The 22,891-nt window shown below is 43.4% G+C and carries 22 protein-coding genes and 1 pseudogene; 9 read left to right on the forward strand and 14 right to left on the reverse strand.

Annotated elements, in window-relative coordinates:
- The 7 genes and pseudogenes from WAK81_RS08720 to WAK81_RS08750 form a co-directional block, all read right to left on the reverse strand.
- Window positions 1-91, reverse strand: a pseudogene (locus WAK81_RS08720) (uracil-DNA glycosylase family protein); the annotation flags it as partial.
- Window positions 92-123: 32 nt separating this feature from the next.
- Window positions 124-834 (reverse strand): SGNH/GDSL hydrolase family protein, encoded by a 711-nt coding sequence (locus WAK81_RS08725; protein WP_422196499.1) that lies wholly within the window; start codon window positions 832-834, stop codon window positions 124-126.
- Between the two features lie 217 nt (window positions 835-1,051).
- Window positions 1,052-2,110 carry a fatty acid desaturase gene (locus WAK81_RS08730; RefSeq protein WP_422196500.1) on the reverse strand — a complete coding sequence of 353 codons (1,059 nt, stop codon included), beginning with the start codon at window positions 2,108-2,110 and terminating at the stop codon, window positions 1,052-1,054.
- Between the two features lie 442 nt (window positions 2,111-2,552).
- Window positions 2,553-3,296: an SDR family oxidoreductase gene (locus WAK81_RS08735; RefSeq protein ID WP_311204693.1), complete on the reverse strand. Its 744-nt coding sequence runs from the start codon at window positions 3,294-3,296 to the stop codon at window positions 2,553-2,555.
- Between the two features lie 52 nt (window positions 3,297-3,348).
- The gene (locus tag WAK81_RS08740) at window positions 3,349-4,047 is read right to left on the reverse strand and encodes a histidine phosphatase family protein (protein WP_422196501.1); all 699 of its coding nucleotides are present in this window, start codon (window positions 4,045-4,047) and stop codon (window positions 3,349-3,351) included.
- Window positions 4,044-5,165, reverse strand: a complete 1,122-nt coding sequence (locus WAK81_RS08745; RefSeq protein ID WP_422196502.1) for a phosphotransferase family protein — start codon at window positions 5,163-5,165, stop codon at window positions 4,044-4,046. Before WAK81_RS08745 ends, WAK81_RS08740 begins: the two co-directional genes overlap by 4 nt.
- Window positions 5,166-5,219: 54 nt before the next feature.
- Window positions 5,220-6,461 (reverse strand): acyl-CoA dehydrogenase family protein, encoded by a 1,242-nt coding sequence (locus tag WAK81_RS08750; RefSeq protein WP_422196503.1) that lies wholly within the window; start codon window positions 6,459-6,461, stop codon window positions 5,220-5,222.
- A gap of 94 nt (window positions 6,462-6,555) precedes the next feature.
- Here WAK81_RS08750 and WAK81_RS08755 point away from each other — a divergent pair, with 94 nt between their 5' ends.
- Together WAK81_RS08755 and WAK81_RS08760 are read left to right on the forward strand one after the other, a co-directional pair.
- A complete protein-coding gene (locus tag WAK81_RS08755; protein ID WP_422196504.1) occupies window positions 6,556-7,473 on the forward strand; it encodes a LysR family transcriptional regulator in 918 nt (305 codons plus the stop codon).
- Between the two features lie 170 nt (window positions 7,474-7,643).
- Complete coding sequence (locus tag WAK81_RS08760) at window positions 7,644-8,255, forward strand: thermonuclease family protein (RefSeq protein WP_422196505.1); 612 nt, start codon at window positions 7,644-7,646, stop codon at window positions 8,253-8,255.
- An 89-nt stretch (window positions 8,256-8,344) separates the two neighbouring features.
- Here WAK81_RS08760 and WAK81_RS08765 read toward each other — a convergent pair whose 3' ends face one another.
- From WAK81_RS08765 to WAK81_RS08775, 3 genes are read right to left on the reverse strand one after another with little or no spacing between them, the layout of a single operon-like run.
- On the reverse strand, window positions 8,345-8,452 hold the full coding sequence (locus WAK81_RS08765; protein ID WP_422196506.1) for a DUF2474 domain-containing protein: 108 nt from the start codon (window positions 8,450-8,452) through the stop codon (window positions 8,345-8,347).
- A gap of 9 nt (window positions 8,453-8,461) precedes the next feature.
- Window positions 8,462-9,466: a cytochrome d ubiquinol oxidase subunit II gene (gene cydB, locus WAK81_RS08770; RefSeq protein ID WP_422196507.1), complete on the reverse strand. Its 1,005-nt coding sequence runs from the start codon at window positions 9,464-9,466 to the stop codon at window positions 8,462-8,464.
- Window positions 9,463-10,908, reverse strand: a complete 1,446-nt coding sequence (locus tag WAK81_RS08775; protein ID WP_422196508.1) for a cytochrome ubiquinol oxidase subunit I — start codon at window positions 10,906-10,908, stop codon at window positions 9,463-9,465. The genes cydB and WAK81_RS08775 overlap by 4 nt, the downstream gene beginning before the upstream one ends.
- A gap of 266 nt (window positions 10,909-11,174) precedes the next feature.
- Here WAK81_RS08775 and WAK81_RS08780 point away from each other — a divergent pair, with 266 nt between their 5' ends.
- Window positions 11,175-11,618, forward strand: a complete 444-nt coding sequence (locus tag WAK81_RS08780) for a MarR family winged helix-turn-helix transcriptional regulator (protein ID WP_422196509.1) — start codon at window positions 11,175-11,177, stop codon at window positions 11,616-11,618.
- Window positions 11,615-12,817: an MFS transporter gene (locus WAK81_RS08785; RefSeq protein WP_422196510.1), complete on the forward strand. Its 1,203-nt coding sequence runs from the start codon at window positions 11,615-11,617 to the stop codon at window positions 12,815-12,817. The genes WAK81_RS08780 and WAK81_RS08785 overlap by 4 nt, the downstream gene beginning before the upstream one ends.
- Window positions 12,818-12,823: 6 nt before the next feature.
- On the opposite strand, the gene WAK81_RS08790 is transcribed toward WAK81_RS08785, so the two are convergent.
- Window positions 12,824-13,804: a GlxA family transcriptional regulator gene (locus tag WAK81_RS08790; protein ID WP_422196511.1), complete on the reverse strand. Its 981-nt coding sequence runs from the start codon at window positions 13,802-13,804 to the stop codon at window positions 12,824-12,826.
- Between the two features lie 78 nt (window positions 13,805-13,882).
- Here WAK81_RS08790 and WAK81_RS08795 point away from each other — a divergent pair, with 78 nt between their 5' ends.
- The gene (locus WAK81_RS08795) at window positions 13,883-15,706 is read left to right on the forward strand and encodes an acyl-CoA dehydrogenase (protein ID WP_422196527.1); all 1,824 of its coding nucleotides are present in this window, start codon (window positions 13,883-13,885) and stop codon (window positions 15,704-15,706) included.
- Window positions 15,707-15,760: 54 nt separating this feature from the next.
- Here the strand turns inward: WAK81_RS08795 and WAK81_RS08800 are convergent, their stop codons facing one another.
- Window positions 15,761-16,975: an alkane 1-monooxygenase gene (locus WAK81_RS08800; RefSeq protein ID WP_422196512.1), complete on the reverse strand. Its 1,215-nt coding sequence runs from the start codon at window positions 16,973-16,975 to the stop codon at window positions 15,761-15,763.
- Window positions 16,976-17,163: 188 nt separating this feature from the next.
- On the opposite strand from WAK81_RS08800, the gene WAK81_RS08805 reads away from it, so the two are divergent.
- A complete protein-coding gene (locus WAK81_RS08805; protein WP_422196513.1) occupies window positions 17,164-18,114 on the forward strand; it encodes an AraC family transcriptional regulator in 951 nt (316 codons plus the stop codon).
- 2 nt (window positions 18,115-18,116) lie between these two features.
- Here WAK81_RS08805 and lpxB read toward each other — a convergent pair whose 3' ends face one another.
- Window positions 18,117-19,289, reverse strand: a complete 1,173-nt coding sequence (gene lpxB / locus WAK81_RS08810; RefSeq protein ID WP_422196514.1) for a lipid-A-disaccharide synthase — start codon at window positions 19,287-19,289, stop codon at window positions 18,117-18,119.
- Window positions 19,290-19,679: 390 nt separating this feature from the next.
- Between lpxB and WAK81_RS08815 the strand changes: the two genes are divergently transcribed.
- The 3 genes from WAK81_RS08815 (at window position 19,680) to WAK81_RS08825 (ending at window position 22,378) form a co-directional block, all read left to right on the forward strand.
- Window positions 19,680-20,570 carry a sulfite exporter TauE/SafE family protein gene (locus tag WAK81_RS08815; protein WP_422196515.1) on the forward strand — a complete coding sequence of 297 codons (891 nt, stop codon included), beginning with the start codon at window positions 19,680-19,682 and terminating at the stop codon, window positions 20,568-20,570.
- A 127-nt stretch (window positions 20,571-20,697) separates the two neighbouring features.
- Window positions 20,698-21,789: a 3-deoxy-7-phosphoheptulonate synthase gene (locus tag WAK81_RS08820; RefSeq protein ID WP_420937659.1), complete on the forward strand. Its 1,092-nt coding sequence runs from the start codon at window positions 20,698-20,700 to the stop codon at window positions 21,787-21,789.
- Window positions 21,790-21,853: 64 nt separating this feature from the next.
- Window positions 21,854-22,378 (forward strand): protein tyrosine phosphatase family protein, encoded by a 525-nt coding sequence (locus WAK81_RS08825; RefSeq protein ID WP_224216612.1) that lies wholly within the window; start codon window positions 21,854-21,856, stop codon window positions 22,376-22,378.
- A 3-nt stretch (window positions 22,379-22,381) separates the two neighbouring features.
- Here WAK81_RS08825 and ispF read toward each other — a convergent pair whose 3' ends face one another.
- Window positions 22,382-22,870 (reverse strand): 2-C-methyl-D-erythritol 2,4-cyclodiphosphate synthase, encoded by a 489-nt coding sequence (gene ispF / locus WAK81_RS08830; protein WP_422196516.1) that lies wholly within the window; start codon window positions 22,868-22,870, stop codon window positions 22,382-22,384.
- Window positions 22,871-22,891: the final 21 nt, after the last annotated feature.

Raw genomic sequence — 22,891 nt, forward strand, 5'->3', positions numbered from 1 at the left:
GTGTGGCAGGTGGCGGGAAACTGCCCAACATCAGTAATTTGGCATTGGGTGGTAAAAATGGCGATAGCGGATGGGTTTCAATATCAGACATAGAATTAACTAAATTGAGAGATTTCAACTATTTTAGAAAGTCTTCCGAATCTTGCCAGCCACTTCCTGTCCCCAAAGTGTATAAACTTCCTTACTTGGATGAAAACCATCTGCAGCCATTTGTAAATTCATGGCACGATACTTCTTAATATCGTATTCAATCCATTGCATATTCACTTGCTGATTCACAAATTTTTCCAGTTGCAAATTCATGTGTTTAGCATATTGGCCAAATAGCCAGGCCAAAGGATTCGGTAGCGCCGGGAACATATTCATTGGCGGCACACCGGTAGCAATGATCAGTTTCGGACTAAATTTTTGCTGGATTTTGCTATAAAGCTGTTCCTGTTTCTGAATCCAGACCTCGGCAGGCATCAGTTTGGTCACATCATTGACGCCAACCGACGTGACGATTACATCATAATGCTGGACTTCCATCTGGTCCAAAGCACGAATCACTTTTGAGCTGGTATCGCCAGTTTTGGCCTGTAATTTCCAGTCAATTTCAAAGTTATTTTTTAGCTCATGCAGAATTGCTCCCAGTAATGCATCATCCTGATGTTCGACTCCTACACCTGCCGCTGCGGAGTCTCCTAAAATGAGCAGAGAAATTTTTTTGCCTGTTCCAGTTCGGCCTTCGCGTTTTCCCTGTGGTTCAGGCAACTTCAAGGTATTTTTCTTGACGCGATTACCCTGAATGACAAGTGCAGGAATTAAGGCAATGGTGGCAGCTTTCAGCAACATAGCGGGCTAATTTATATAGAGATATACTTAATTTTACCTGAGTTTATTCTTTTGAACTATTTCTTCAGCAGCCATTTTAAATGAATGTTCACCTAAATTTGACTGAGATAGGAGTCTTGTAAAATACAGGCTTATATATTTTTGCCATTGGGTAAATCACAAAGGATGAATATAAAAAATCCCGCTTTAAAACGGGATTTTTTATGAAAATCAAAACTTAGATTTTATAGTTATTCCAGCGATTCATACGCTTGAAGGTTCCCACATCATTAAAACGCACACCCACTTCTTTCATCACTTTATGCGCCGTTTTGGATGTCAGTTGACGGATATAAAATGGCTCTTTGACCACAAAATGATGAATCGCATGGGTCGAACCAAAATTACAGCAGAATAACTGGAACGGGACCATCCACCATGGATTGAGCACTTGGGTTTGTTTGATCACATCACGTGGATCAATATCGCCATAATAATGCATATTTGAACTGACAAACTGCAAGCTAAAAGAACGGATAAAGTTCGGAATCACCCAAATGACTGCCAGCAGATTTACGATCGGCATGGCGTCGACAATGCCTTGCGACCAGAGCATCTCATAACCGAATAGCGGTGCAACTGCATTTAAACCATGAAAGACCACAAACAGATAGCACAATCCATAGTAAATAATGCTGAGGGGTAAAAAGCCAAATAACTGAGAAATCATGGCAATTTTACGTTCTTTTTCAGGCTGTTTTTCCAGAAAAAGATGAATCATTTTAAACATCTGAAATGGACGCAAATACACTGACATCAACTGGTCACTAATCACCAGAATTCGGCGAATGCCCCAAGGCATACCATTACTGATGCCACGTTCTTCCAGGTCATGTTCAGTGCCTGAATATTTATGATGATGCAGATGTAAACGACGACGTGCCCATGGACTAATCGTGTTTGGACGTGCCAGCCAGACCAGTGCCAGCATCACATGATGTGCCCAAGGTGTTTTTTTGAAATACATATAATGAATCAGGTCATGTTCCAATTCATGCGTCAATGACGCAAAAATTGCAATCAGGAGAATGGTGAACCATGCTGAGAGATAACCGGTTCCATATGCTACCGCGCATGCAATCATGCCTGCCCAGGCAAAGCCTAAAATACTCGCACCGATAAAGTTCTGATGTTTGAGTATGGGATAACGAGCACGCACATCTTCCCCGGCCTGAGTAACGATACTTCTGACCTTGGAGATTCGCTGCTGGTCAGTCATATCCGCAGATGTAGACATATGGACAACCTTTAATTTCTGAACGGTTGTACATTAAAGGAAATTCTAAAAAAGAGAAGTTATCTTTCTACTTTTAGAGTGAGTATGTCTAAGTTTTGGACAGTTTGGAAAAGTTCTTAAAATTGGCGAAAATTAGGAAAAGTTAAAGATGGTCTTTCTCATGAAATGAAAATTTAAAAGTAATTGATTTCATTGATAATTAATCGAGAAAATAAAAACATAATTTTTGATAATTTAAAAATTCATATTAATAATCAATATATTACAATTTATAGTGTTTCTATTTCTGGAATTCCCAAGCTATTCATTTTTTAAGAAGGATAGATTCAGAAATTTTTGATCTGGTTAATCAACTTGAATTGAATTTAAAATTTCCTCAACCCGTCATCACAATAAAAAGAGAAGCGCTCTAGCTTCTCTTTTTATATATTTAAGAGCGCTTTTAACCTAACTTATTCACCAGTTTAAGTGGTAATACTTTCATGGCTAGACCCAATGGTAACCAAGGCCATTTCGGTACATAGGCTTTCACTGGCGCTTTTTCAATTTCTGCTGCCAATAAACGCGAACCGGTTTTTTCATCGACTTCAAAAGGTAGCTTTTTCGCACCTTCATTAATTTCAGTCCGAATATATCCTGGGAAAATGGTGGTCACTTTTATTGGCGTATCAATCAGTTCAGCACGGATGCCTTCAGCTAGATGAGCGACTCCTGCCTTGCTTGCCCCATAAGCCGTTAAATGTTTTGGCATACCGCGCATTGCACTCATGGATGAAATCATCACCAGATGACCAGAGTTTTGTGCACGGAAGATTTCAACTGCAGCTTCACATTGTGCTAATGCCGAAATAAAATTGGTTTCAACCGTGGCTTTATTAATGGCAAAATTACCTTTACCAATCCGGCGGCCCTCACCGACACCAGCATTCACAATAACTCGGTCAATCGTGCCAAAATCCTCTTTAAAGGCACGAAACACCTCAAAAACCTGATCGTAATCGGTCACATCTAAAGTTTTGGCAATGACTTTAATACCATATTGGCTTTCCAGTTCCTGCTTTAAGGTTTCCAGACGCTCCAGACGACGTGCACAAATGGCCAGGTTATAGCCTTTTTTCGCAAATTCACGTGCCATACCGGCACCGATCCCTGAACTTGCACCGGTAATTAAAATTGTTTTAGCCATGTGTTTACCCTATTCCTTTATTTTTCTAAACTGTCATGATTCCGATATCGTCTTAAATCCAAGTCAATAAGTCTGGACGCTGTGCTTTAATAAAATGATGTTCATTTAAACTGAGTAGTTGTGGTTCATTACCCACCAGACGTAGTGTCGTGATACTGGTATTGGTAATCGCCCAGTTCAGGGCAAAGGTTTTCTCTGGGCTCAGTCCTAGAATTTTACCCACTGCAACAGAAATCACACCACCTGAGGTATAGACCACTGCATAACGCGGACGGCTTTTGGCCAGTTGGTCACACAGATTTTCTAAGCCGCTTTCCACGCGTGCTTTGAAACTTGGCCATGATTCATCATATTCATGGTGATAATCATCGCCAGTCCAGCGTGCAATTGCACCGCTAAAAATCTTGCTCAGATAATCCCGTGGATTTTCATGTTCTGATACATCCTGTTTGAGCAATTCAGGCTGATTAAAGCGTGGCTCATAACGCGCAAATACTTGCTGATGATTAAACTCATTCCAGGCGCTATCTGTCAGAATCTCGCTTTCCGGAAAACATTCATCCAGTGATAATTGCGCCGTCTGTTGATGACGCTGCATGGAGCCAGCCACCACATAAGGTGTTTCTTTCAGAATTTCATCAAAATAGCGGCCCAAAAGTTTTGACTGTAACTCGCCGTTGGGCGAAAGCTGGTCGTAACTTTCTGCGCCAAAAGAGGCCTGGCCATGCCGGATCAAGTAAATGGTAGTCATTTTGGCATTATCTCTTTAAATTTAAGCACATATTTTTGTGCAATCTCATTGGCTTCCAGTTTTTGCTTGCCAATCAGTTTTAAGGCACGAATATGCAAGGCATGAATCACCACCCAGAAATCCTTGAACGCCGGATTATTGGTCTGTTTGTGGTAATAACGATAATAGATCTGCTGGGCAATCACCGCGAGACGGAAAATCCCAAATACTTCATAAAATGCCCAGTTTTCCGGTTGCAGGCCGGTTTTTTCCAAGTAGTAATCTACGACCTCTTTACGGGTAAACATACCTTTTAGATTGGTCGGCTGACGACGAGTCGCTTTAAAAATGGCATTGTCGGTATCTTCCACCCAATAGGCCAAGGCAGAACCCAAATCCATCAGTGGATCGCCAAGGGTGGCCATTTCCCAGTCCAATACGCCAATCACTTCAGTCGGATTATCTGGATTTAAGATGACATTATCAAAACGCCAGTCATTATGAATGACACAGGTTTTCGAATCGGAAGGAATATTATCTTTAAGCCAGTTGCGTACATATTTAAACGATGGAACATTCAGCGTTTTGGCCTTTTCATAACGGCCATCCCAGCCTTCTACTTGGCGGCGACAATAGCCTTCACCCTTATCGAGATTTTCCAGTTCGGTCCCTTGATAAGGCACCTGATGCAGTTCGATGAGTTTATCAATGACATTTATACATAAAGTCCGGATATCGGATTCAGTGAGTTGCAGCTCAGGTGGCATTTTGGCGCGAGGAATAATTCCTTCAAGGCGTTTCATCACATAGAAATCACAGCCAATGACTGATTCATCTTGACAAAGTGCGACCATTTCAGGCACCACGGGATAATGTTCAGACAAGGCTTTCTGCACATGATATTCACGTGCCATGTCATGTGCAGATTTGGCTTTGGTTCCTTGCGGCGGACGACGTAAAATTAAATCGGCATTGGCATACTGTAAACGGTAGGTCCAGTTTGAAGCTCCACCTGAATATTGGGTCACTTGCACAGGGCCTTCAATATTCACATTTTGCTGAATTAACCATTTGGTGATGGCCTGTACATCCAGTTCTTCACCTTGACGAACTCTTCCACCAACATCAATAACCGCCATAATGTTTCCTTAAAATTTTTTAATACGTTTCAATCTTCTTGTTAAAAAACCAGATCACTTTTTGCGGCGAGTACTGTAGCCATGTTTTGCCAGTTCCAGTTTGGCAATCATGCCTTTATGCACTTCATCTGGACCATCCGCCAGACGCAAGGCACGTGCCTGAGCAAAAAATCCGGTCAATGGCGTATCCCGAGAGACACCGGCACCGCCGTGGATCTGAATTGCCATATCAACAACTTTTTCCAGCACACTTGGTGCAACAACTTTAATTGCAGAAATTTCAGTCAATGCAGCCATATTCCCTAAAGTATCCATTTTATAGGCAGCATACAAGGTCAAAAGACGCGCCTGATCAATTGCAACCCGGGCTTCTGCTACACGTTCCAGGTTGCCGCCAAGTTTTAAAATCTCTTTGCCAAATGCAGTACGACTCATGCCACGGTCAATCATCAGCTCCAAAGATTTTTCCGCAGCCCCGATGCAGCGCATGCAATGATGAATACGACCTGGTCCTAAACGACCTTGAGCAATTTCAAAGCCCTGACCGGCACCACCAATAAAGTTTGCTACCGGAACGCGGACATTTTCAAAGCTGACTTCGCCGTGGCCATGTGGAGCATCGTAGTCACCAAACACTGGCAGCATACGTTCGATTTTAACGCCGGCAGTATCTACCGGAACCAGAACCATCGAATGCTGATGATGACGGTCTTTTGTTTCATCTGGGGTATGCGCCATAAAAATAATGATTTTAGCATTTGGATCCCCCAGACCTGACGACCACCATTTACGGCCATTCAAAACAATCTCATCACGTTCAATCACCGCCGTTGCCTGCATATTGGTGGCATCACTGGATGCAACTGCAGGTTCAGTCATACAAAAGACCGAACGGATTTTTCCTTCTAAAAGTGGCATTAGCCATTGCTGTTTCTGTTCTTCAGAACCATAACGCCATAAAACTTCCATATTGCCGCTGTCTGGAGCATTACAGTTGAATACAGTTGGCGCAATCAGGCTACGGCCGGAAAGTTCCGCGATATGCGCATATTCCTGAACCGATAGGCCTTGACCAAGTTCTGTACAAGGAAGAAACATATTCCAGAGGCTTGCAGCTTTGGCTTTGGCTTTTAAATTTTCCAGTTCTGCAGGCCATTGCCATTTGGTCCAGTCCCCGCCTTGATTCAACTCATGAACCTGCTGCCAGAATTCAGCTTCTACCGGTTCAATTTCTTCAGCAATAAACTTTTTAGTTCTGTTCAAATAATCCTGTGCACGTGCTGACAGTTCAAACATTGATTCATCCCTCTTAATATTCTAATTCATACGCTTTACAACACCTTAACCCAAATTCTATTATGAACAAAATGATTTTAACCCATACAATATTATGCATAGTATTCATTCTAAAACCGTGATGGATCTTCGAAATTTCCATCGTATTGACATTAACCTTTATCCACTTTTTATTGCGATTTATGAGCAGAACAGTATTTCTAAAGCTGCACAGATTTTATCGGTTAGCCAGTCTGCTGCCAGTCATGCTTTACAACGTTTAAGGCAGCATTTACAAGATGATTTATTTGTACGCACCGGTAGCAAAATGCAGCCTACCCCGTTTTCAGAACAGATATATCCTGAAGTAAAAAAAGCACTTTTTGCGATTCAAAATATTTCGATTCAGCATCAGCAGTTTAACCCTGAGATGATCCAGAGCCTGAAAATTGCGGTTCATGATGAAATTGAGCCGATGATTTTCCCTAAACTGGTTCAGCACTTTCAGCAGCTTAGCCTCGATATTCAACTTAGCAGCATGAAGCTGGATCGTAAAAATATTGCAGCAGATCTGGCCTCTCAGCAGGTCGATTTCGTCATAGATCTGGAACAAAATATTGCTGAAAAAATCCAGTTTGAGCGCCTGGTACAAGATGAATTTGTAGTATGTACACAATTGACAGAAATGAGTGAACAGATTTATCTTGCCTCACCTCATATTGGCGTGTCCTCACGTCGTACTGGGGCTTTAGTTGAAGATATTTATTTAAATCGGAAACAGTATTCACGGCAGATTTTTTTACGTTGTCAGCATTATTCAACTGCACTACAAATTTTGGAGCAACAAAAGACAGCCATGCTGACTATTCCTAAAAATGTATTGGCACATTTACAACTGGCTGCTTGTCTGAATATTTTTAAAGTTCCTGTTGAACTGCCTGAAATTAATATGGGTATGTATTGGCATAAAGATTTGCAAGAGAATAAGAGACATCAATTTTTAAGAAGTGAAATTTATAAAATTTTTGCTTAGGCTATTTATAAGAAGCTATTAATTTGCTTAGGCTATTTGAAATATTAATTTTTGATGGCTGTGGATTTATCATATCAGTAGAAAAATTTGCTTAGGCTATTTTATTTGGTACAAAACTAAACACTGAGTGATTAGCTTTTAAGCCGTAGTGTGACTGGCTTTGCTCTAGAATGGCTCAACTTTTAGCTGTGATTTTACAGCTGGTTTTGCTGATTTGGATCTTGCCTTTGTTAAATCTCTCCACCACCTGGCAAATTGTGCTGGGCCTCGTACTGCTGTGTTTTTCTTATTATCTGCTGCATAAGATTACAGTTTATTTAAAAGATGTTTTCCGTCCTTTTAAGAAAGGCAAAAAATACTGGTGCCGTGTAAAAGCCGTAAGTGATGGTGATACCCTCACCTGCTACCGTTTTAACATCCGTCGCTCTGAGACCAAATTGCGCTTTGCTTTCGTCGATGCACCTGAATCATCACAAGCCTATGGCAAGGAATCGCAGCGTCTGGTCAAAAGCATGGTGAATAATAAAATGGTTAGGGTCAAGATAACCGACATTGACCGTTATGGCCGCTGTGTCGGTGTGGTCTACCGCTATCGAAAAAATATCAATGAAGAGATTGTCAAACGTGGTGCAGCGTGGGTTTATGAAGAATATATCAAGGATAAAAATCATTTACTCTATATGATGGAATTGCAAAATAAAGCCAAGAAACAGAAAAAAGGTCTTTGGAAAAGTAGCCGTCCTGTACGTCCAAGTGTTTATCGTAAGCAGGTAAAATCGTAAATTTGGTTTTATCAAAGATAAATTCCAAATAATAAAAAGTGATCAGGACATTCAGATCACTTTTTATTATTTATTTTAGTTTTACCGATTTAATAAGCCAAATGCATCAGCAAGCGGAATGCGCCGGCAATCAGGGCCAGCGTTAAAAATCCTGCCAGCCATAATCCTACAAACCATAATGCCTGTTTGCCTTTCATGCACGCTCCTTAATGATAGCCATCATCGCCGACCCTAACCTTATGCCGGAACACCCAATAGGACATACCGGTATAAATCACAATAATTGGAATTAGGATCAAGGCGCCAATTAATGCAAATAACTGACTATTTTCATGCGCTGCTGCTTGCCAGATTGTTACGCTTGGCGGGATGATATACGGCCATAGGCTGATCAAGAATCCGGTATAGGCCAAGAAAACCAGAACCAGCATATAGGTAAATGGGCCTAATTCACTGCGTCTTTTACAGGCACGTAAGGCCAGCCAGGTAAACAACAGAACCAGAATTGGAACTGGCATAAAATAGGTAAATTGTGGCTGACTAAACCAGCGTTCGGCAATCTGTGGATGGGTCAACGGCGTATAAATACTGACAGCACCCAATATGATCAGCAAAGCAATAATCAGCTTAGGCATCAGTTTAAACATTCGATCCTGTAAGTCATCTCCGGTTTTATAGATCAGCCAGCCACAGCCTAATGCTGCATAGAGTACCACCACACTGATTCCGGTGAAGATACTGAATGGAGTGAGCCAGTCCAGACTACCACCGACATAGACACCATTTCGGGTTTCAATCCCCTGAATATAAGCGCCTAAAATCATGCCTTGCAGGAAACTGGTGATCGCAGAACCACCGATAAAGGCTTTATCCCACCAATGTTTGCTGCGGTTTGCCTTGAAGCGGAATTCAAAAGCCACTCCCCGGAAAATCAAGGCAATCACCATCAGAATAATTGGCATATACAGCGCGGAGAGTACGGTCGAATAAGCAAGTGGGAAGGCTGCAAACAACCCTGCACCGCCCAAAACCATCCAGGTTTCATTGCCATCCCAGACCGGAGCCACGGTATTCATCATGACATCACGTTCATCCTGATGCGGAAAGAAAGGAAACAAGATGCCGATGCCCAGATCGAAACCATCGAGAATGGTATAAATCAATACACCAAGACCAATAATCACAATCCAGATTAATGATAAATCAATCATGTTTTATCCTCCTGATCCGGTTGTTCAGGAACTTCTTCAATACGTTCGCGAATACTACTTAATGGTCGACGCGAGGCTTGAACCACATCGCTATCTGATTCATGATCTGGTCGAGTATGAATAAATTCTGGACCTTTGTGCATCAGGCGTAACATGTAGTAAATCCCGATACCAAATACCACACAATAGACGACTACAAAAATAATTAGAGTCAGCCCCACCTGTTCAGCGGAAACCGGTGACAATGCATCCTTGGTACGCATGATGCCGTAGACTACCCAAGGCTGACGGCCGACTTCTGTGGTAAACCATCCCGCCAGCATGGCAATAAATCCGGAAGGTCCCATAATCAGGGCAAATCGGTGCAATGCACGGGACTCATAAAAGCGACCTCGGGTGCGTGCCCACGCTCCCCATAACGCTAATAACAGCATCAATACGCCGAGTCCGACCATAATTCGGAAGCTCCAGAACACCACCAGTGAATTCGGCCGGTCTTCAGGTGCAAAGTCTTTAAGTCCCGTAACCTTTCCATCCATCGAGTGGGTTAAAATCAGGCTACCCAAGTTAGGAATTGCAACTGCATATTTGGTTTCTTCCGCCTCCATATCTGGAATACCAAAGAGATATAAGGGCATGCCTTCATCATGATTGGTTTCCCAGTGCCCTTCCATTGCCGCCAGTTTTGCTGGCTGATGCTCAAGGGTATTAATACCGTGCATATCACCGACGATGACCTGTAAGGGCGCAAGTACCAGAAGCAGCCACATCGCCATGGAAAATGAGGTCTTGACCAGTGCATCACGACGGCCTTTGATCAGATGCCATGCGGCTGTAGCAGCGACCAGTAAGGCGGAAACCAGAAAGGCAGCCATGGCCATATGGGCCAGACGATAAGGGAAAGATGGATTAAACACGATAGCAAGCCAGTCTTGCGGAACAATCAGGCCATTTTCAATCGCAAAGCCTTGTGGGGTCTGCATCCAGCTATTGGACGATAAAATCCAGAACATGGAAATACAGGTTCCTATCGCAACCATCAAGGTCGAGAAAAAGTGCGCCTTTGGTCCTACTCGCCCCCAGCCAAATAACATGATGCCCAGAAAGCCCGCTTCCAGAAAGAAAGCTGTGAGAACTTCATAGGCCAGTAAAGGTCCAGTCACACTACCTGCCACCCGGGAAAACTCACTCCAGTTGGTTCCAAACTGGTAGCTCATGACCACACCAGAGACGACGCCCATCCCGAATGCCACAGCGAAAATTTTTACCCAGAATTTGAACAGATCCTGAAAAATTGGGTTTTGAGTCTTTAACCAGCGCCATTCCAGAATGGCCAGAAAGCTGGCCAAGCCAATAGAAATTGCCGGAAAAATAATATGAAAAGATACAGTAAAGGCGAACTGTATTCGTGCTAACTCTAATGCAGTTAAACCCAGAGTCATAAGCTTCACCTATGCATTGTTATTTGGCATCTTTGCCCTTCAATTTTTAAGTCATGAATTTTTCTAGTGACATGGCTAGCTTAGGCGTGGCTGTTATAAAAAGTATGTAGTCTTTTGTTGATTATTTTTTAATCAGGTTAAACTGTGTAAGCGCTGTTGGCAGAGAAAATATTGCTCTGAATAATTTTTTAAAACTCTTCTCTTGAGCTTTGAATAAAACAGGCGTAAATTAGGCCTAAATTTAGTTACCTAGGTTAACTAACCACATGTTTTCAGAATCTCCCCGACTCCGTACACTGCTATTACGCTGTGCACGCCTGATGAGTGATGAGATCAATACGATCTTGTTGTCATCCCAATTGAATTATTCCTTATGGCAGGTGTTATACGTCATCCAGTCAAAGCAACAATGCACGCTGGCAGATATTTCCAGTTATCTCAATGTATCCAAGCCCGGCATTACCAAGCGGATTCAGCAACTGGTTGAACTCGATCTGATTGCCCAACTCGAAACTGAAGACAAACGTCAAAAGCTGTTCAAGCTGAGTGAGCAAGGAATTGAGACCTTTGCCATGTGTTCCACCCAGATCGATGCATTTGAAGATCAGTTGCTTGAGCACATTGCATCAGATGATCTTGAAGGCAGCAAAAATACCTTAATGCAACTCATACAGCAGTTACATCCCTCATCTCAGGATAGACCTCAATGAGCCAAGAACAAGAAGCGCCTTTATGGACGCCCAATTTTATCCTGATCAGTCTGGTGAATTTCCAGTTGGTTCTGGTGTTCTATCTGCTGGTGATTGTGATTGTCGGCTACTCGGTTGCTGAGCTAGGTGCTTCGACTGCGCAGGCCGGTCTGGTATCGGGTCTGTTTATTGTCGGCACCCTATTCGGACGATTATTGATCGGAAAATTACTGGATCGTCTGGGCCTAAAAAATACTCTTGTCATTGGTTTGACTGGCTTTCTGCTCTTTTCCGGACTGTATATGATTCCGGCCAAGTTGGAAGTTTTATTGGGCCTCCGTCTGATACACGGTTTTATGATGGGTATGGCTTCTACTGTACTGGGTACAGTAATTGCACAGACCATTCCTGCGACACGGCGTGGTGAAGGAATTGGCTATTTCAGCATGAGCAGCACCCTTGGCACAGCGATTGGTCCCTTTGTCGGAATCTGGCTGATGACAAATTTTAATTATCAGGTAATTTTCATCTTTACCAGTATCGTTGCGCTCAGCTGCCTGATTTGTGGCTTGTTCATCCAGCCACCACGCCTTAAGGCAAGTCATTCGTCAACAACCTCTACTCCGCAAAGCACCAGCAGACTGGCTCAATATATTGAACCAAATGCGCTACCGATTGCGCTGATTGTGTTATTGGTGGCCACTTTTTATTCAGGCGTATTGTCCTTTATTCACTTCTACGCCAAAGACATCAATCTGGTCGAAGCGGCATCTTTTTTCTTCCTGATGTATGCCTTTGCCATTCTACTGTCCCGTCCTTTTACTGGCCCTTTAATAGACCGTAAAGGTGAAAATATCATTATCTATCCTGCCATTGTGATTATGGCACTGGGGATATTGCTACTCAGTCAGGCACAAAACTCTGTGATGTTACTCACTAGTGCAGCGTTACTCGGTTTTGGTTTTGGGAATATCCAGTCAGTGTGCCAAACCATTGCCGTGAAAAGTACTACATTGCAGCGAATGGGACTCGCAACCTCAACCTTCTTTATTGCCCTGGATGCCGGTCTTGGTTTTGGCCCGTATTTCCTGGGTATGCTGCTGGATCAGATCGGTTACCGTCAGCTTTATCTGTTCTCTGCACTGCTCACCCTGAGCTGTCTGGTCTGGTATTACCTACTGCATGGCCGTAAAGCAGGAAAAGTACAGTCTTCTCATTAAACGCTTTTAAAAGCGTCGGCTAAACCGGCGCCGGTATTCCAACGGCGTCAGACCGGTTTTTTTATGAAATAAACGGCGGAATGAACTTGGATCCTGATAGCCGACATTTTGCATAATCACATCCACAGCTTGATCGGTTTCTTCCAGTCGTTTACGTGCGGCTTCAATCCGGATCGCTTGTAGATACTGATTGGGCGGTATGTCTAAGGCTTGTTTAAAACGTCGAATCAGGGTCCGGCCGGTCACATTAAACTGTTCCGCGAGCTCATTTAAACTAAAATCTTCATGAAAATGCTGCTCTAGCCAGTTCTGGATTTTTTGTACCAGTTCATCATGGTGTGGCTGGCCAATATTCAGCAATGAATAAGACAACTGGCTATCACGGCGGTAATCAATTACAAAAGATTTAGCCGATTGCATGGCCACCTCAAAGCCATACCAGCGCTCAATCAGATGCAAACCTAGGTCAAACCAGGCCAGGCCTCCACCGGCACAATAGATATTCTGATCCCGGCTAATCATCAGATCGGCATTCAGTTTCACCTTAGGATAACGTGAACGAAACATTTCCTGAAAACCCCAATGCGTTGTTGCAACTCGGTCATCTAAAATGCCTGCTTCTGCCAGAAAAAAATTCCCGGTACAGTTCCCTGCAATTAAAGTCGCATCTGCATGTGCAGATTGTAAAAAATGAATCAGTTCTGAATTCTGTTGCAATACATCCTGAATCGGTGCAGCGATGGTCGGTACCACCAGAATATCTGCAGTTTGAATCTCTTGATAAGAAAAATGTGCCTGCAACTGCAGCCCATTGATACACCGAATCGGGTGTCCCTCCGGACTGGCGATACTCACCTTAAACAAGCGCTGTACATCCTGCTGCTGGATCCGGTTCCAGCTTACGCCAGCCATGGAAAATAAATCGACCACACCCGTAATGGCCGAAGCCAGAGCCCCATCAAAGCCTAAAATCACCACCTGTTGCATATTTTTCTATTTGTCACTTTTCACCCGTTTCATGTCATTATTGACAATCCTCCTCAATAAAAGCAACTGCTAATCTTGATGCTATCTCAAGGATTGCACATTCAGGATAGTACCGTGACCCAACTGATGAATGATAAAGATCTTCATTTCCAGCTTTATGATGTTTTTAAACTTGAAGCGCTGACTGAACTGCAACGCTATCAGGATCATGACAAAAGCACCTTCGGCAGTATTCTTGAAACGGCAAAAGGTATCGCGACTGATTATTTTGCGCCGCATAATGCCAAAGCTGATCAGCATGAACCGAACTTTGACGGCAAACAGGTCAAAACCATTGATGAAGTGAAAACAGCCTGGCAACAGTTTGCCGATGCCGGCCTGCTTTGCGCCCAGCATGATTATGCAGATGGTGGCATGCAACTGCCCACTTTGGTGAATATGGCCTGCAATGCGTACTTCATGTCGGCCAATCCGTCCACCGTGGCTTATTCTTTTCTAACAGCCGCTGCGGCGAACCTGATACAGGCTTTTGCCTCCCCAGAACAAAAGCAAATATTCCTACCGCATATGTTGAGTGGCCGCTTTGCCGGCACCATGGCCATGACCGAGCCAAATGTAGGTTCCTCTTTGGGCGATCTGACGACTAAAGCCATTCCTCAGGCAGATGGAATTTATAAAATTAAAGGCCAGAAAATGTTTATTTCGGGTGGCGATCAGGACATTACCGAAAATATTGTGCATCTGGTCTTGGCCCGGATTCAGGATGCGCCGCAAGGCGTAAGAGGGATTTCCCTATTTATCGTACCAAAATTCAAAACCAACGAGGATGGTTCACTCGGTGAACCTAATGATGTACAGCTGGCTGGCTTACTGCACAAAATGGGCTATCGAGGTACCACATCTACAGTTTTAAGCTTTGGAGAAAATGATAATTGCTTAGGCTATTTAATTGGAGAACCAGGACATGGCTTAAAATACATGTTCAAGATGATGAATGAAGCACGTGTGGGTGTCGGTCTGGGCGCAGCCATGATTGGTTATCGTGGCTATCTGGAATCTCTGGATTATGCTAAAAACCGTCCGCAAGGCCGGCCAGTTCATGAAAAAACACCTGACTCCAAACCGGTGAGTATCATTGAACATACCGATGTCAAACGCATGCTGCTGGCGCAAAAGTCGTATGTAGAAGGTTCGCTGGCACTTTGCTTATTTGCAGCCCGATTAATTGATGAACATCAGGCAGCTCAAGATGAAGATAGTGCAATGCTGCTTGATCTCATCACCCCAGTGGTCAAATCCTTCCCTTCTGCCTATGGTCCGAAAGCCAATGATTTGGCCATTCAGGTCTTGGGCGGCGCGGGTTATACCCGTGAATATCCGGTTGAGCAATGTTACCGTGATAACCGGCTCAATCCGATTCATGAAGGCACTTACGGCATTCAATCTCTGGATCTGCTGGGACGTAAACTCTGGCAGCACAATGGCAAAGGGCTAAATCTGCTCATGCAGCGCATCCAGAAAACCTTATCAGAGATTCATGAACCTAAGATAATGGAACTGACGGAGATCTATAAACAGCACCTTGCCACTGTGCAAAAGACTACACAGATTTTAGGCCACGCCTTGCATCAAGGCAAAGTCAGTGAAGCTTTGGCCAATTCAGGCCTGTATCTGGATATGATGGGCAAAACCATCCTATCCTGGCTATGGCTGGAAATGGCGAATCAGGCTCAACTCAAGTTTGGTACATCTTCGCAGGCAGAAGATCAGACTTTTCTGGCAGGAAAAATTCAGGCAGCTCAATATTTTATTCGCTGGGAACTCCCTGAAATTGAACATCAGGCCAAATTACTAATGCATCTGGATGATACTTGCCTGAATATGCAAGGCGACTGGTTCTAGACAGAATTAATCAAAAAATGCGCCTTTATGGGCGCATTTTTATTTTATAATTCATTAAGCCGCAGAGTCTTTTACACCAAATTTTTTAAACAGCTTGGCACGCTTGGAAGGCAAGATATTGGCCTTGCTTAAATCGCCCTGATCATGTTGATATACCCGTTGATCCATGATTTTGTACCATAAAGGTGGAATCAGGGCTGGAATTAGCATGGTTGCATAACCGCTCGGTAATTCTGGCGCTTCATCAAAATGCCGCAACGCCTGAAATGGACGGCTTGGGAAAGCATGATGGTCAGAATGGCGCTGTAACTGGTACAAAAACAGATTAGTCACGATATTGTTGTTATTCCAGCTATGTTCCGGCAAGGTTCGCTCATAACTGCCATCCGCTTTCTGTCCGCGTTTCAGTCCATAGTGTTCGATATAATTCACAATCTCAAACAGGCTGACGCCATAAAATGCCTGTGTCAGTGTATAAGGAATAATTTTCTTGCCATACGCCTTTAGCATCAAGGCATGATAGCAGGCACTCATGGCCCAACCATGAAACAGCTCATTTTCCTGATTAAAGAATTTCAGTCCTTTACGTTCGAGCCGTCTTTTTTCAATCTGGATTGCAGATTTTAATCCGCCTATTACGGTACGTGGCCAGAAGCGGTAAAAAGATTCACCCATTTTCGAAGATGCCGGATCTTCAGGCGTGGCTACCCGTTTATGATGTCCATAGGGATGCTCAATCCGGAAATGGTTATAGCCCAAAGGCATCAGGCTGGCATGAGACCAGTAATGGTCTTTTTTCTGCGGACGATGGCTGAGTTCATGTGCGGTATTTACGCCTACACCATTAATCGCACCCATAGAAATTCCAAGCAGTACCTGATCCAGCAAAGACACATTTGGCCGGCTTACGACATAGCCGGCAAAGGCATTGGCTGCCATTTGCAAGGGAATAAATGCTTTTACAATGCGGTCATAATAAGGATCATTAACCAGTGCCTTGATCTGCTCATCATTTGGATTATTGGAATCATCGCCAATCAGGGCATCTAAAGTGGGAATAATCACATGCAGTAATAAAGGCCCGCCCATCGCAAAGATTTTTTGAGTGGCTTTGGGACCAAAATGATAACCGGCCAGAATTCCCATTCCGATCACAGGCAAACCGGGACTGAGCAACCAGCCAAAACGTTTTTTATCCAGCTTTACACCTTTTAGTGCCGACGCTTCCTGCGTAAACTGCGCTTTCTGGATTTGTGCAGGGGCATTCATTGCGACCTTCCTTTTTTATGTTACTCTGCACTTATAGTTGAATATTTCAGCAGTAGCGAACAGTATTCAACGTCCAGAAAAGCTATGTCAGCGTCTTTGGCACATGCTGCCAAATTCTGGCCTACAATCACAAATTTAAAATATTTATAGCCAATTAAATGAAATAAAACAGAAGAATAGAGTTAGGCATGGACGCTTTAAGTAAAATTTTTGATGATATTCATCTGGAAAAATCAGAATACCTTTATCTGAATGTGTTTCATCCGGGCGGCTTTGACTATCAGCATGAGCCTTTTATGCTGGCCTATATCCTGTTACAAGGACAGGCCCAATTAAAGTTCATGAATGGTGATCGGCTGGAACTGCAACAAGGTGATCTGGTGCTATTACCCGCAGGTTCTGCCCATCATGTTTCCTGCCCAGACAACGCCGATTTTTCTGAACACTGTGCGATTAACCCTTATTTTCAGAGCCATGCACAGCAATGTGTCGATCTCAATCGGGAAAATTCGGCGGAACATAGTTTCATACTGGCCATTCGTTCCAGCCTGGATATCCAGATGGCCAAACCTCTTTTGAGTGCCTTACCTAAATACCTGCATATTCAGCATATTTTAGGTGATACGGCGCCGGAATGGTTACAAGTCGGCTTGCAGTTCCTTGCATTGGAAACCCAGCAACTTCGTCCGGGACGTGACAAGATTCTGGATCATCTGGTGAGTATTTTACTGATTGAATGCGTGCGAGATTATATTTTAAACTTGGAAAATGCCTCGAGCTGGCTGAATGCTCTTTCGCATCCGGAATTATCCAATGCACTGGCGGCGATTCATGGCAAACCTGAACAATTCTGGACTGTGGAAAGTCTGGCCGAACAGTGTCATATGTCACGTTCCAAATTCGCCCAGTTGTTTACCCAGATTGTCGGTGAACCGCCATTAGCCTATCTGCAACAGCACCGCCTGCGACTGGCCGCACAGTATTTGAGGAGTAGTGGATTTAGTATTCAGCAGATCGCTTATCTGGTCGGTTATTCATCCGAGACGGCGTTTAGCCAAAGTTTTAAAAAACAGTTTGAACAGACGCCAACCCAATACCGGCTGAATTGTCAGAAGAATCAATCTTTATTACCAGACTAAAATTACTGGACTAAAGCCAACACTGCTATGACCGGATCTTCGCTATTGCCAGAAAGTAGCTGCTTGTGCATGGTAATATGCTGCATAACCTGAATCTGCGCTGCTTCAATATCCATCAGTTTTTCAATTTCGGCTGCCAGATTTTCCGGGGTAGCATCGGACTGAATCAATTCCTGAATCACTTTTTTGCCAGCAATAATATTCGGCAAAGAAAAATAAGGGATTTTGACCAGTAGCTTCGCAATCCGATAGGTCAGCCAGTGCAATTTATAAAAAGTTACCATCGGACGATGCAGCAACATCGCTTCAAGCGTCGCAGTTCCCGAAGCCAGTGCAATGATATTGGATGCATTCATCACCTGACGGCCAATTTTAGATTCAGCGCTGGTATTTTCCATCAGGCGAATCTGAGCTTTTAAGCTTTCAGGATAGGTGGCCAGTAAAGTTTCGATTTGCTGTTTACGCGCATCATTAATGGCAGGAATCAGAAAGGTATAATCCGGATATTTTTGATGCAGAATATTGGCAGCATCCAGAACCAAAGGGCCTAAACGTTCAATTTCACCACGACGACTGCCTGGCAATAAGGCAATATATTTCTGACTTGGATCCAGACCTAATTCTGTCTTGGCCGCCAGAATTGGATTTTCAAGCGGCAATTGACTGGCTAGAGGATGTCCAACAAAAGCTGCTGACACATCCCATTGCTTGAAAAAGGCTTTTTCAAATGGAAATAAGCACAGTACCAGATCAATACTGGCTTTAATGCCATGCACACGTCCCTGACGCCATGCCCAGACCGAAGGACTGACATATTGCACGGTTTTAATCGGTAACTGTTTTTGTTTAATGGTTTTTGACAAACGCAGGTTAAAATCAGGCGCATCAATCCCAATGAAAATATCAACCGGGTCTTTAGTCCAGGTTTCTACCAGACCATCCCGCACAGCAAAGAGCTTTTTAATATCTTTTAAAACTTCGACAATCCCCATCACCGAGAGAATATCCATCGGATAATAGCTTTTAAAGCCTTCCGCGATCATTTGTGGACCACCGATACCTTCAAATTCAGCATCAATGCCTTGCTCACGAAAACGGCGAATCAATTTTGCGCCAAGCGTATCTCCAGAGACTTCACCGACCACGATTCCAATTTTAAGTTTTCGATTTAGCAAGTGGGTTTCCTCTCAGATCCGCATGGAAATTTATTGAATCGGGATTCTAACATAATCCTGTGCCTATTCCGGAAGAAGCTTAAGCATCTTCTAATTTTAAGAAACCCACCGTTTATAACGACTTAGTCCATTATTGATACCCTAGAATCACATTTATTGAACCGATATTTTTAGGCACACAAGGGTAAGCTAGAACGAGTCAAATCAGATATTTAAAATAAATAATAATGTTTGTAATCCACACACGGCAAAGTGAACAAACTTGAAAGATCACCTAATATTCTTCACCTAGCTTTATCTTTTTTATGCATAAGTAAATCAATAATCAAGACAACGACTTATATCCAAAAGTCATAAGATATGCTCGTTTTTTGATTTTGGCATATATGCATGTTTGGTCCGATTGAATTTATTTTAGCAGGCGTTCTGGTAGGTTTTTGTGTGGGTGTCACCGGTGTCGGTGGCGGTTCATTGATGACCCCTATTCTTATCAGTTTATTCCGGATTGAACCGCATATCGCGATTGGTACTGATCTTCTTTATGCCGCAATTTCAAAATTCTGCGGCTCTTTTGTGCATGCAAAAAAAATGAATATCGTCTGGCCGATTGTGATCTGGCTAGCCGTTGGCAGTATCCCCGCTTCTTTTGCAACGCATTGGGTACTCGATAACTATCTGAGCCAATCAACGCATTACAAGGCCGTCCTGACCATGGTATTGGGCTTTATGTTGACCATTACCGGCTTATCAATTCTGTTCCGCACCCAGATCGAAAATCTTTTCAATAAATACAGAAAACAGGAACTGCCTGACATGACGCAGGATCTGGAAAAAGTAAAACTGCAAGCCAAAGAAAAACGCGTAGCCATTATCATCATGGGCATTATCTTAGGCATATTTGTCACACTATCTTCAGTGGGTGCCGGCGCATTTGGCATCATGGCACTTGTGGTCATGTTCCCGAATCTGCCGATGATTCGTATTATTGGCTCTGACGTGGTGCATGCAGTGTTACTGACACTGGTTGCAGGTCTGGGGCATATGTCTTCAGGCAATGTCGATTTCATGCTGCTCATGTGGTTATTGGTGGGTTCTATTCCAGCGATTATTGTGGGCACCTTGCTTAGTTCACGTATGCCGGAAAAACTGATCCGCAAAATTTTAGGCATTACCCTGTTTGCACTGGGCGTGAATTTCATGATTAATCCTGTGAAATCAAAACCGGCTCAACCTGCTGAAACAGCAATGATAATTGTGAGCCAAAATTCCCCGTCCTTTTAAGTTAACTATCCGATTCATCACTTTTTTTTCAAAGAAGTATTCATCTTTCTTATAACAAAGTGACGCATCATTCATGTTATATTCGGGCTATTAAACAACCTTTTGTATGATCGAACCAGTGACGGCAATGAATACACAACAGTCAAATCCTATTTCAGCATCAGATATTGATGACGTGAATATCCACAGCATGATTCCTCTTGTAACCCCTGCCGAGCTTAAAGCAGAGTTACCGTTGACTGAAACTGCTTATCAAACCGTACTGCATGGTCGTGAAACGATTCGTAAAATTCTGGATGGTGAAGACAAACGCCTGTTCGTTGTAATTGGCCCTTGTTCTATTCATGATCCAGCGGCGGCGCATGAATATGCTGAGCGCTTAAAAGTGCTGAGCGAAAAAGTTAAAGACAGCTTATATATCGTGATGCGGGTTTATTTTGAAAAACCGCGTACTACCGTAGGCTGGAAAGGCCTGATCAATGACCCGGATATGAATGATTCATTCAATATTGAAAAAGGTCTGCGTATTGGCCGCAAACTATTACTTGAACTGAATGAAATGGGCTTGCCATGTGCAACTGAAGCGCTTGATCCAAACTCGCCACAGTATTACCAAGACCTCATTTCATGGTCAGCAATTGGTGCACGTACCACAGAAAGCCAGACGCATCGTGAAATGTCTTCAGGCCTTTCCTCACCAGTGGGCTTTAAAAATGGTACCGACGGCGGTTTAACTGTCGCGACCAATGCGATGCAATCGGTAAAACATGGCCATAGCTTCCTCGGTCTAAATGATCAAGGTCAGGTGGCTGTCATTCGTACTTCAGGTAACCCTTATGCTCACGTGGTACTGCGTGGCGGTAATGGCAAACCGAACTACGATGCAGGCTCGGTTGCCGATGCGGAAGCCGCGCTAGCCAAAGCCAAAGTCAGCACCAAGATCATGATTGATGCCAGCCACGCCAACTCTAACAAAGACCCGTACCTGCAACCACTTGTACTTAAAAACATTTCAGAACAAATTCTTGATGGAAATAAGTCAATTGTTGGTATTATGGTAGAAAGTCATCTTAAGGGTGGTCGTCAGGACATTCCTGCAAACCTGAGTGATATGGAATACGGTCAGTCAGTTACGGATGGCTGTATCGACTGGGAAACGACTGAAAAAGTCTTACTCGACATGCATGAGGCATTGAAAGACATTTTACCTAATCGTTAAATGATCTGACAAACGCCATCGCCAAGATGGCGTTTGCATTTCTAGAACAAGGAAAATTTATCTGATGAATGATATTGAAACGGCATTAAGCCAGATTGAGAATTTTCAGTTCATACACGAACATCTGTTTAGCTCCGGTCAACCGACCACTGCCCAATTACAGCTGATGAAAGAATACGGTGTATCTACTGTCATCAATGTGGCGCTGACCGATAGCGAACAGTATCTGCCGCATGAAGATAAAATTTGCCTTGAGCTGGGACTGAACTATATTCAGGTTCCGATTTCCTGGGAAACCCCTTCAGACAATCAATGCCTGCTGGTACTGGACCTGATCGATCATCTGGTAAAAGAGCAAATGGTCTGGGTACATTGTTCGCAAAACTACCATGTCAGTTGTCTGATGTATTTATATCGTCAGTACTATATGGATATGGATCTCCCTACAGCACAAGAACACTTGCATCAGATCTGGGAACCAAATGAAACCTGGACCGGTTTAATGCATGCGGTTGCCCTACAGCTACAAGGCCGTAAAGCAACTCAGGAACTGGAACTTTCCCTGATTAATCCAAATTATTTTGCCTGATTTTTATTTACTGTGGCTCAATAACACGGTTGCCATCGACATAATTCCTTCCTGACGACCGGTAAAACCTAACTGTTCAGTGGTGGTGGCTTTAATACTGATTTGAGTCACATCAACATCCAAGACATCTGCAATACTTTGACGCATCGCCAGATTGTGCTTAGCCAGTTTTGGACGTTCACAAGCCACGGTAATATCGGCATTATTCAGGTGATAACCACGATCCAGAATCAACTGATAGACATGCTTGAGTAGTACCCGACTATCCGCACCTTTAAAATCCGGATCGGTATCCGGAAAATGCTGGCCAATATCTCCGAGTGCCAATGCGCCCAACAATGCATCACAGAGTGCATGCAGAATCACATCGCCATCCGAATGTGCTTTCAGACTGTGCGTATGCGGAATTTGAATGCCAGCCAAAGTGACAAATTCACCCTCTTCAAATGCGTGCACATCCAGACCCTGACCAATACGAATTTGTGCGATCACCTTATACATCCTTTAGAAATA

The organism is Acinetobacter sp. (assembly GCF_049284435.1).
GTDB lineage: Bacteria > Pseudomonadota > Gammaproteobacteria > Pseudomonadales > Moraxellaceae > Acinetobacter.

Coding starts and splice junctions, on each gene's coding strand:
- WAK81_RS08725 (WP_422196499.1), bottom strand. CDS start 834: ATGTTGCTGAAAGCTGCCACCATTGCCTTAATTCCTGCACTTGTCATT.
- WAK81_RS08765 (WP_422196506.1), bottom strand. CDS start 8,452: ATGAAAGGCAAACAGGCATTATGGTTTGTAGGATTATGGCTGGCAGGA.
- WAK81_RS08750 (WP_422196503.1), bottom strand. CDS start 6,461: ATGTTTGAACTGTCAGCACGTGCACAGGATTATTTGAACAGAACTAAA.
- WAK81_RS08780 (WP_422196509.1), top strand. CDS start 11,175: ATGTTTTCAGAATCTCCCCGACTCCGTACACTGCTATTACGCTGTGCA.
- WAK81_RS08730 (WP_422196500.1), bottom strand. CDS start 2,110: ATGTCTACATCTGCGGATATGACTGACCAGCAGCGAATCTCCAAGGTC.
- WAK81_RS08800 (WP_422196512.1), bottom strand. CDS start 16,975: ATGAATGCCCCTGCACAAATCCAGAAAGCGCAGTTTACGCAGGAAGCG.
- WAK81_RS08785 (WP_422196510.1), top strand. CDS start 11,615: ATGAGCCAAGAACAAGAAGCGCCTTTATGGACGCCCAATTTTATCCTG.
- WAK81_RS08755 (WP_422196504.1), top strand. CDS start 6,556: ATGCATAGTATTCATTCTAAAACCGTGATGGATCTTCGAAATTTCCAT.
- WAK81_RS08820 (WP_420937659.1), top strand. CDS start 20,698: ATGAATACACAACAGTCAAATCCTATTTCAGCATCAGATATTGATGAC.
- WAK81_RS08775 (WP_422196508.1), bottom strand. CDS start 10,908: ATGACTCTGGGTTTAACTGCATTAGAGTTAGCACGAATACAGTTCGCC.
- WAK81_RS08790 (WP_422196511.1), bottom strand. CDS start 13,804: ATGCAACAGGTGGTGATTTTAGGCTTTGATGGGGCTCTGGCTTCGGCC.
- cydB (WP_422196507.1), bottom strand. CDS start 9,466: ATGATTGATTTATCATTAATCTGGATTGTGATTATTGGTCTTGGTGTA.
- WAK81_RS08815 (WP_422196515.1), top strand. CDS start 19,680: ATGTTTGGTCCGATTGAATTTATTTTAGCAGGCGTTCTGGTAGGTTTT.
- WAK81_RS08795 (WP_422196527.1), top strand. CDS start 13,883: ATGCTATCTCAAGGATTGCACATTCAGGATAGTACCGTGACCCAACTG.
- WAK81_RS08735 (WP_311204693.1), bottom strand. CDS start 3,296: ATGGCTAAAACAATTTTAATTACCGGTGCAAGTTCAGGGATCGGTGCC.
- WAK81_RS08745 (WP_422196502.1), bottom strand. CDS start 5,165: ATGGCGGTTATTGATGTTGGTGGAAGAGTTCGTCAAGGTGAAGAACTG.
- WAK81_RS08825 (WP_224216612.1), top strand. CDS start 21,854: ATGAATGATATTGAAACGGCATTAAGCCAGATTGAGAATTTTCAGTTC.
- WAK81_RS08760 (WP_422196505.1), top strand. CDS start 7,644: ATGGCTCAACTTTTAGCTGTGATTTTACAGCTGGTTTTGCTGATTTGG.
- WAK81_RS08805 (WP_422196513.1), top strand. CDS start 17,164: ATGGACGCTTTAAGTAAAATTTTTGATGATATTCATCTGGAAAAATCA.
- WAK81_RS08740 (WP_422196501.1), bottom strand. CDS start 4,047: ATGACTACCATTTACTTGATCCGGCATGGCCAGGCCTCTTTTGGCGCA.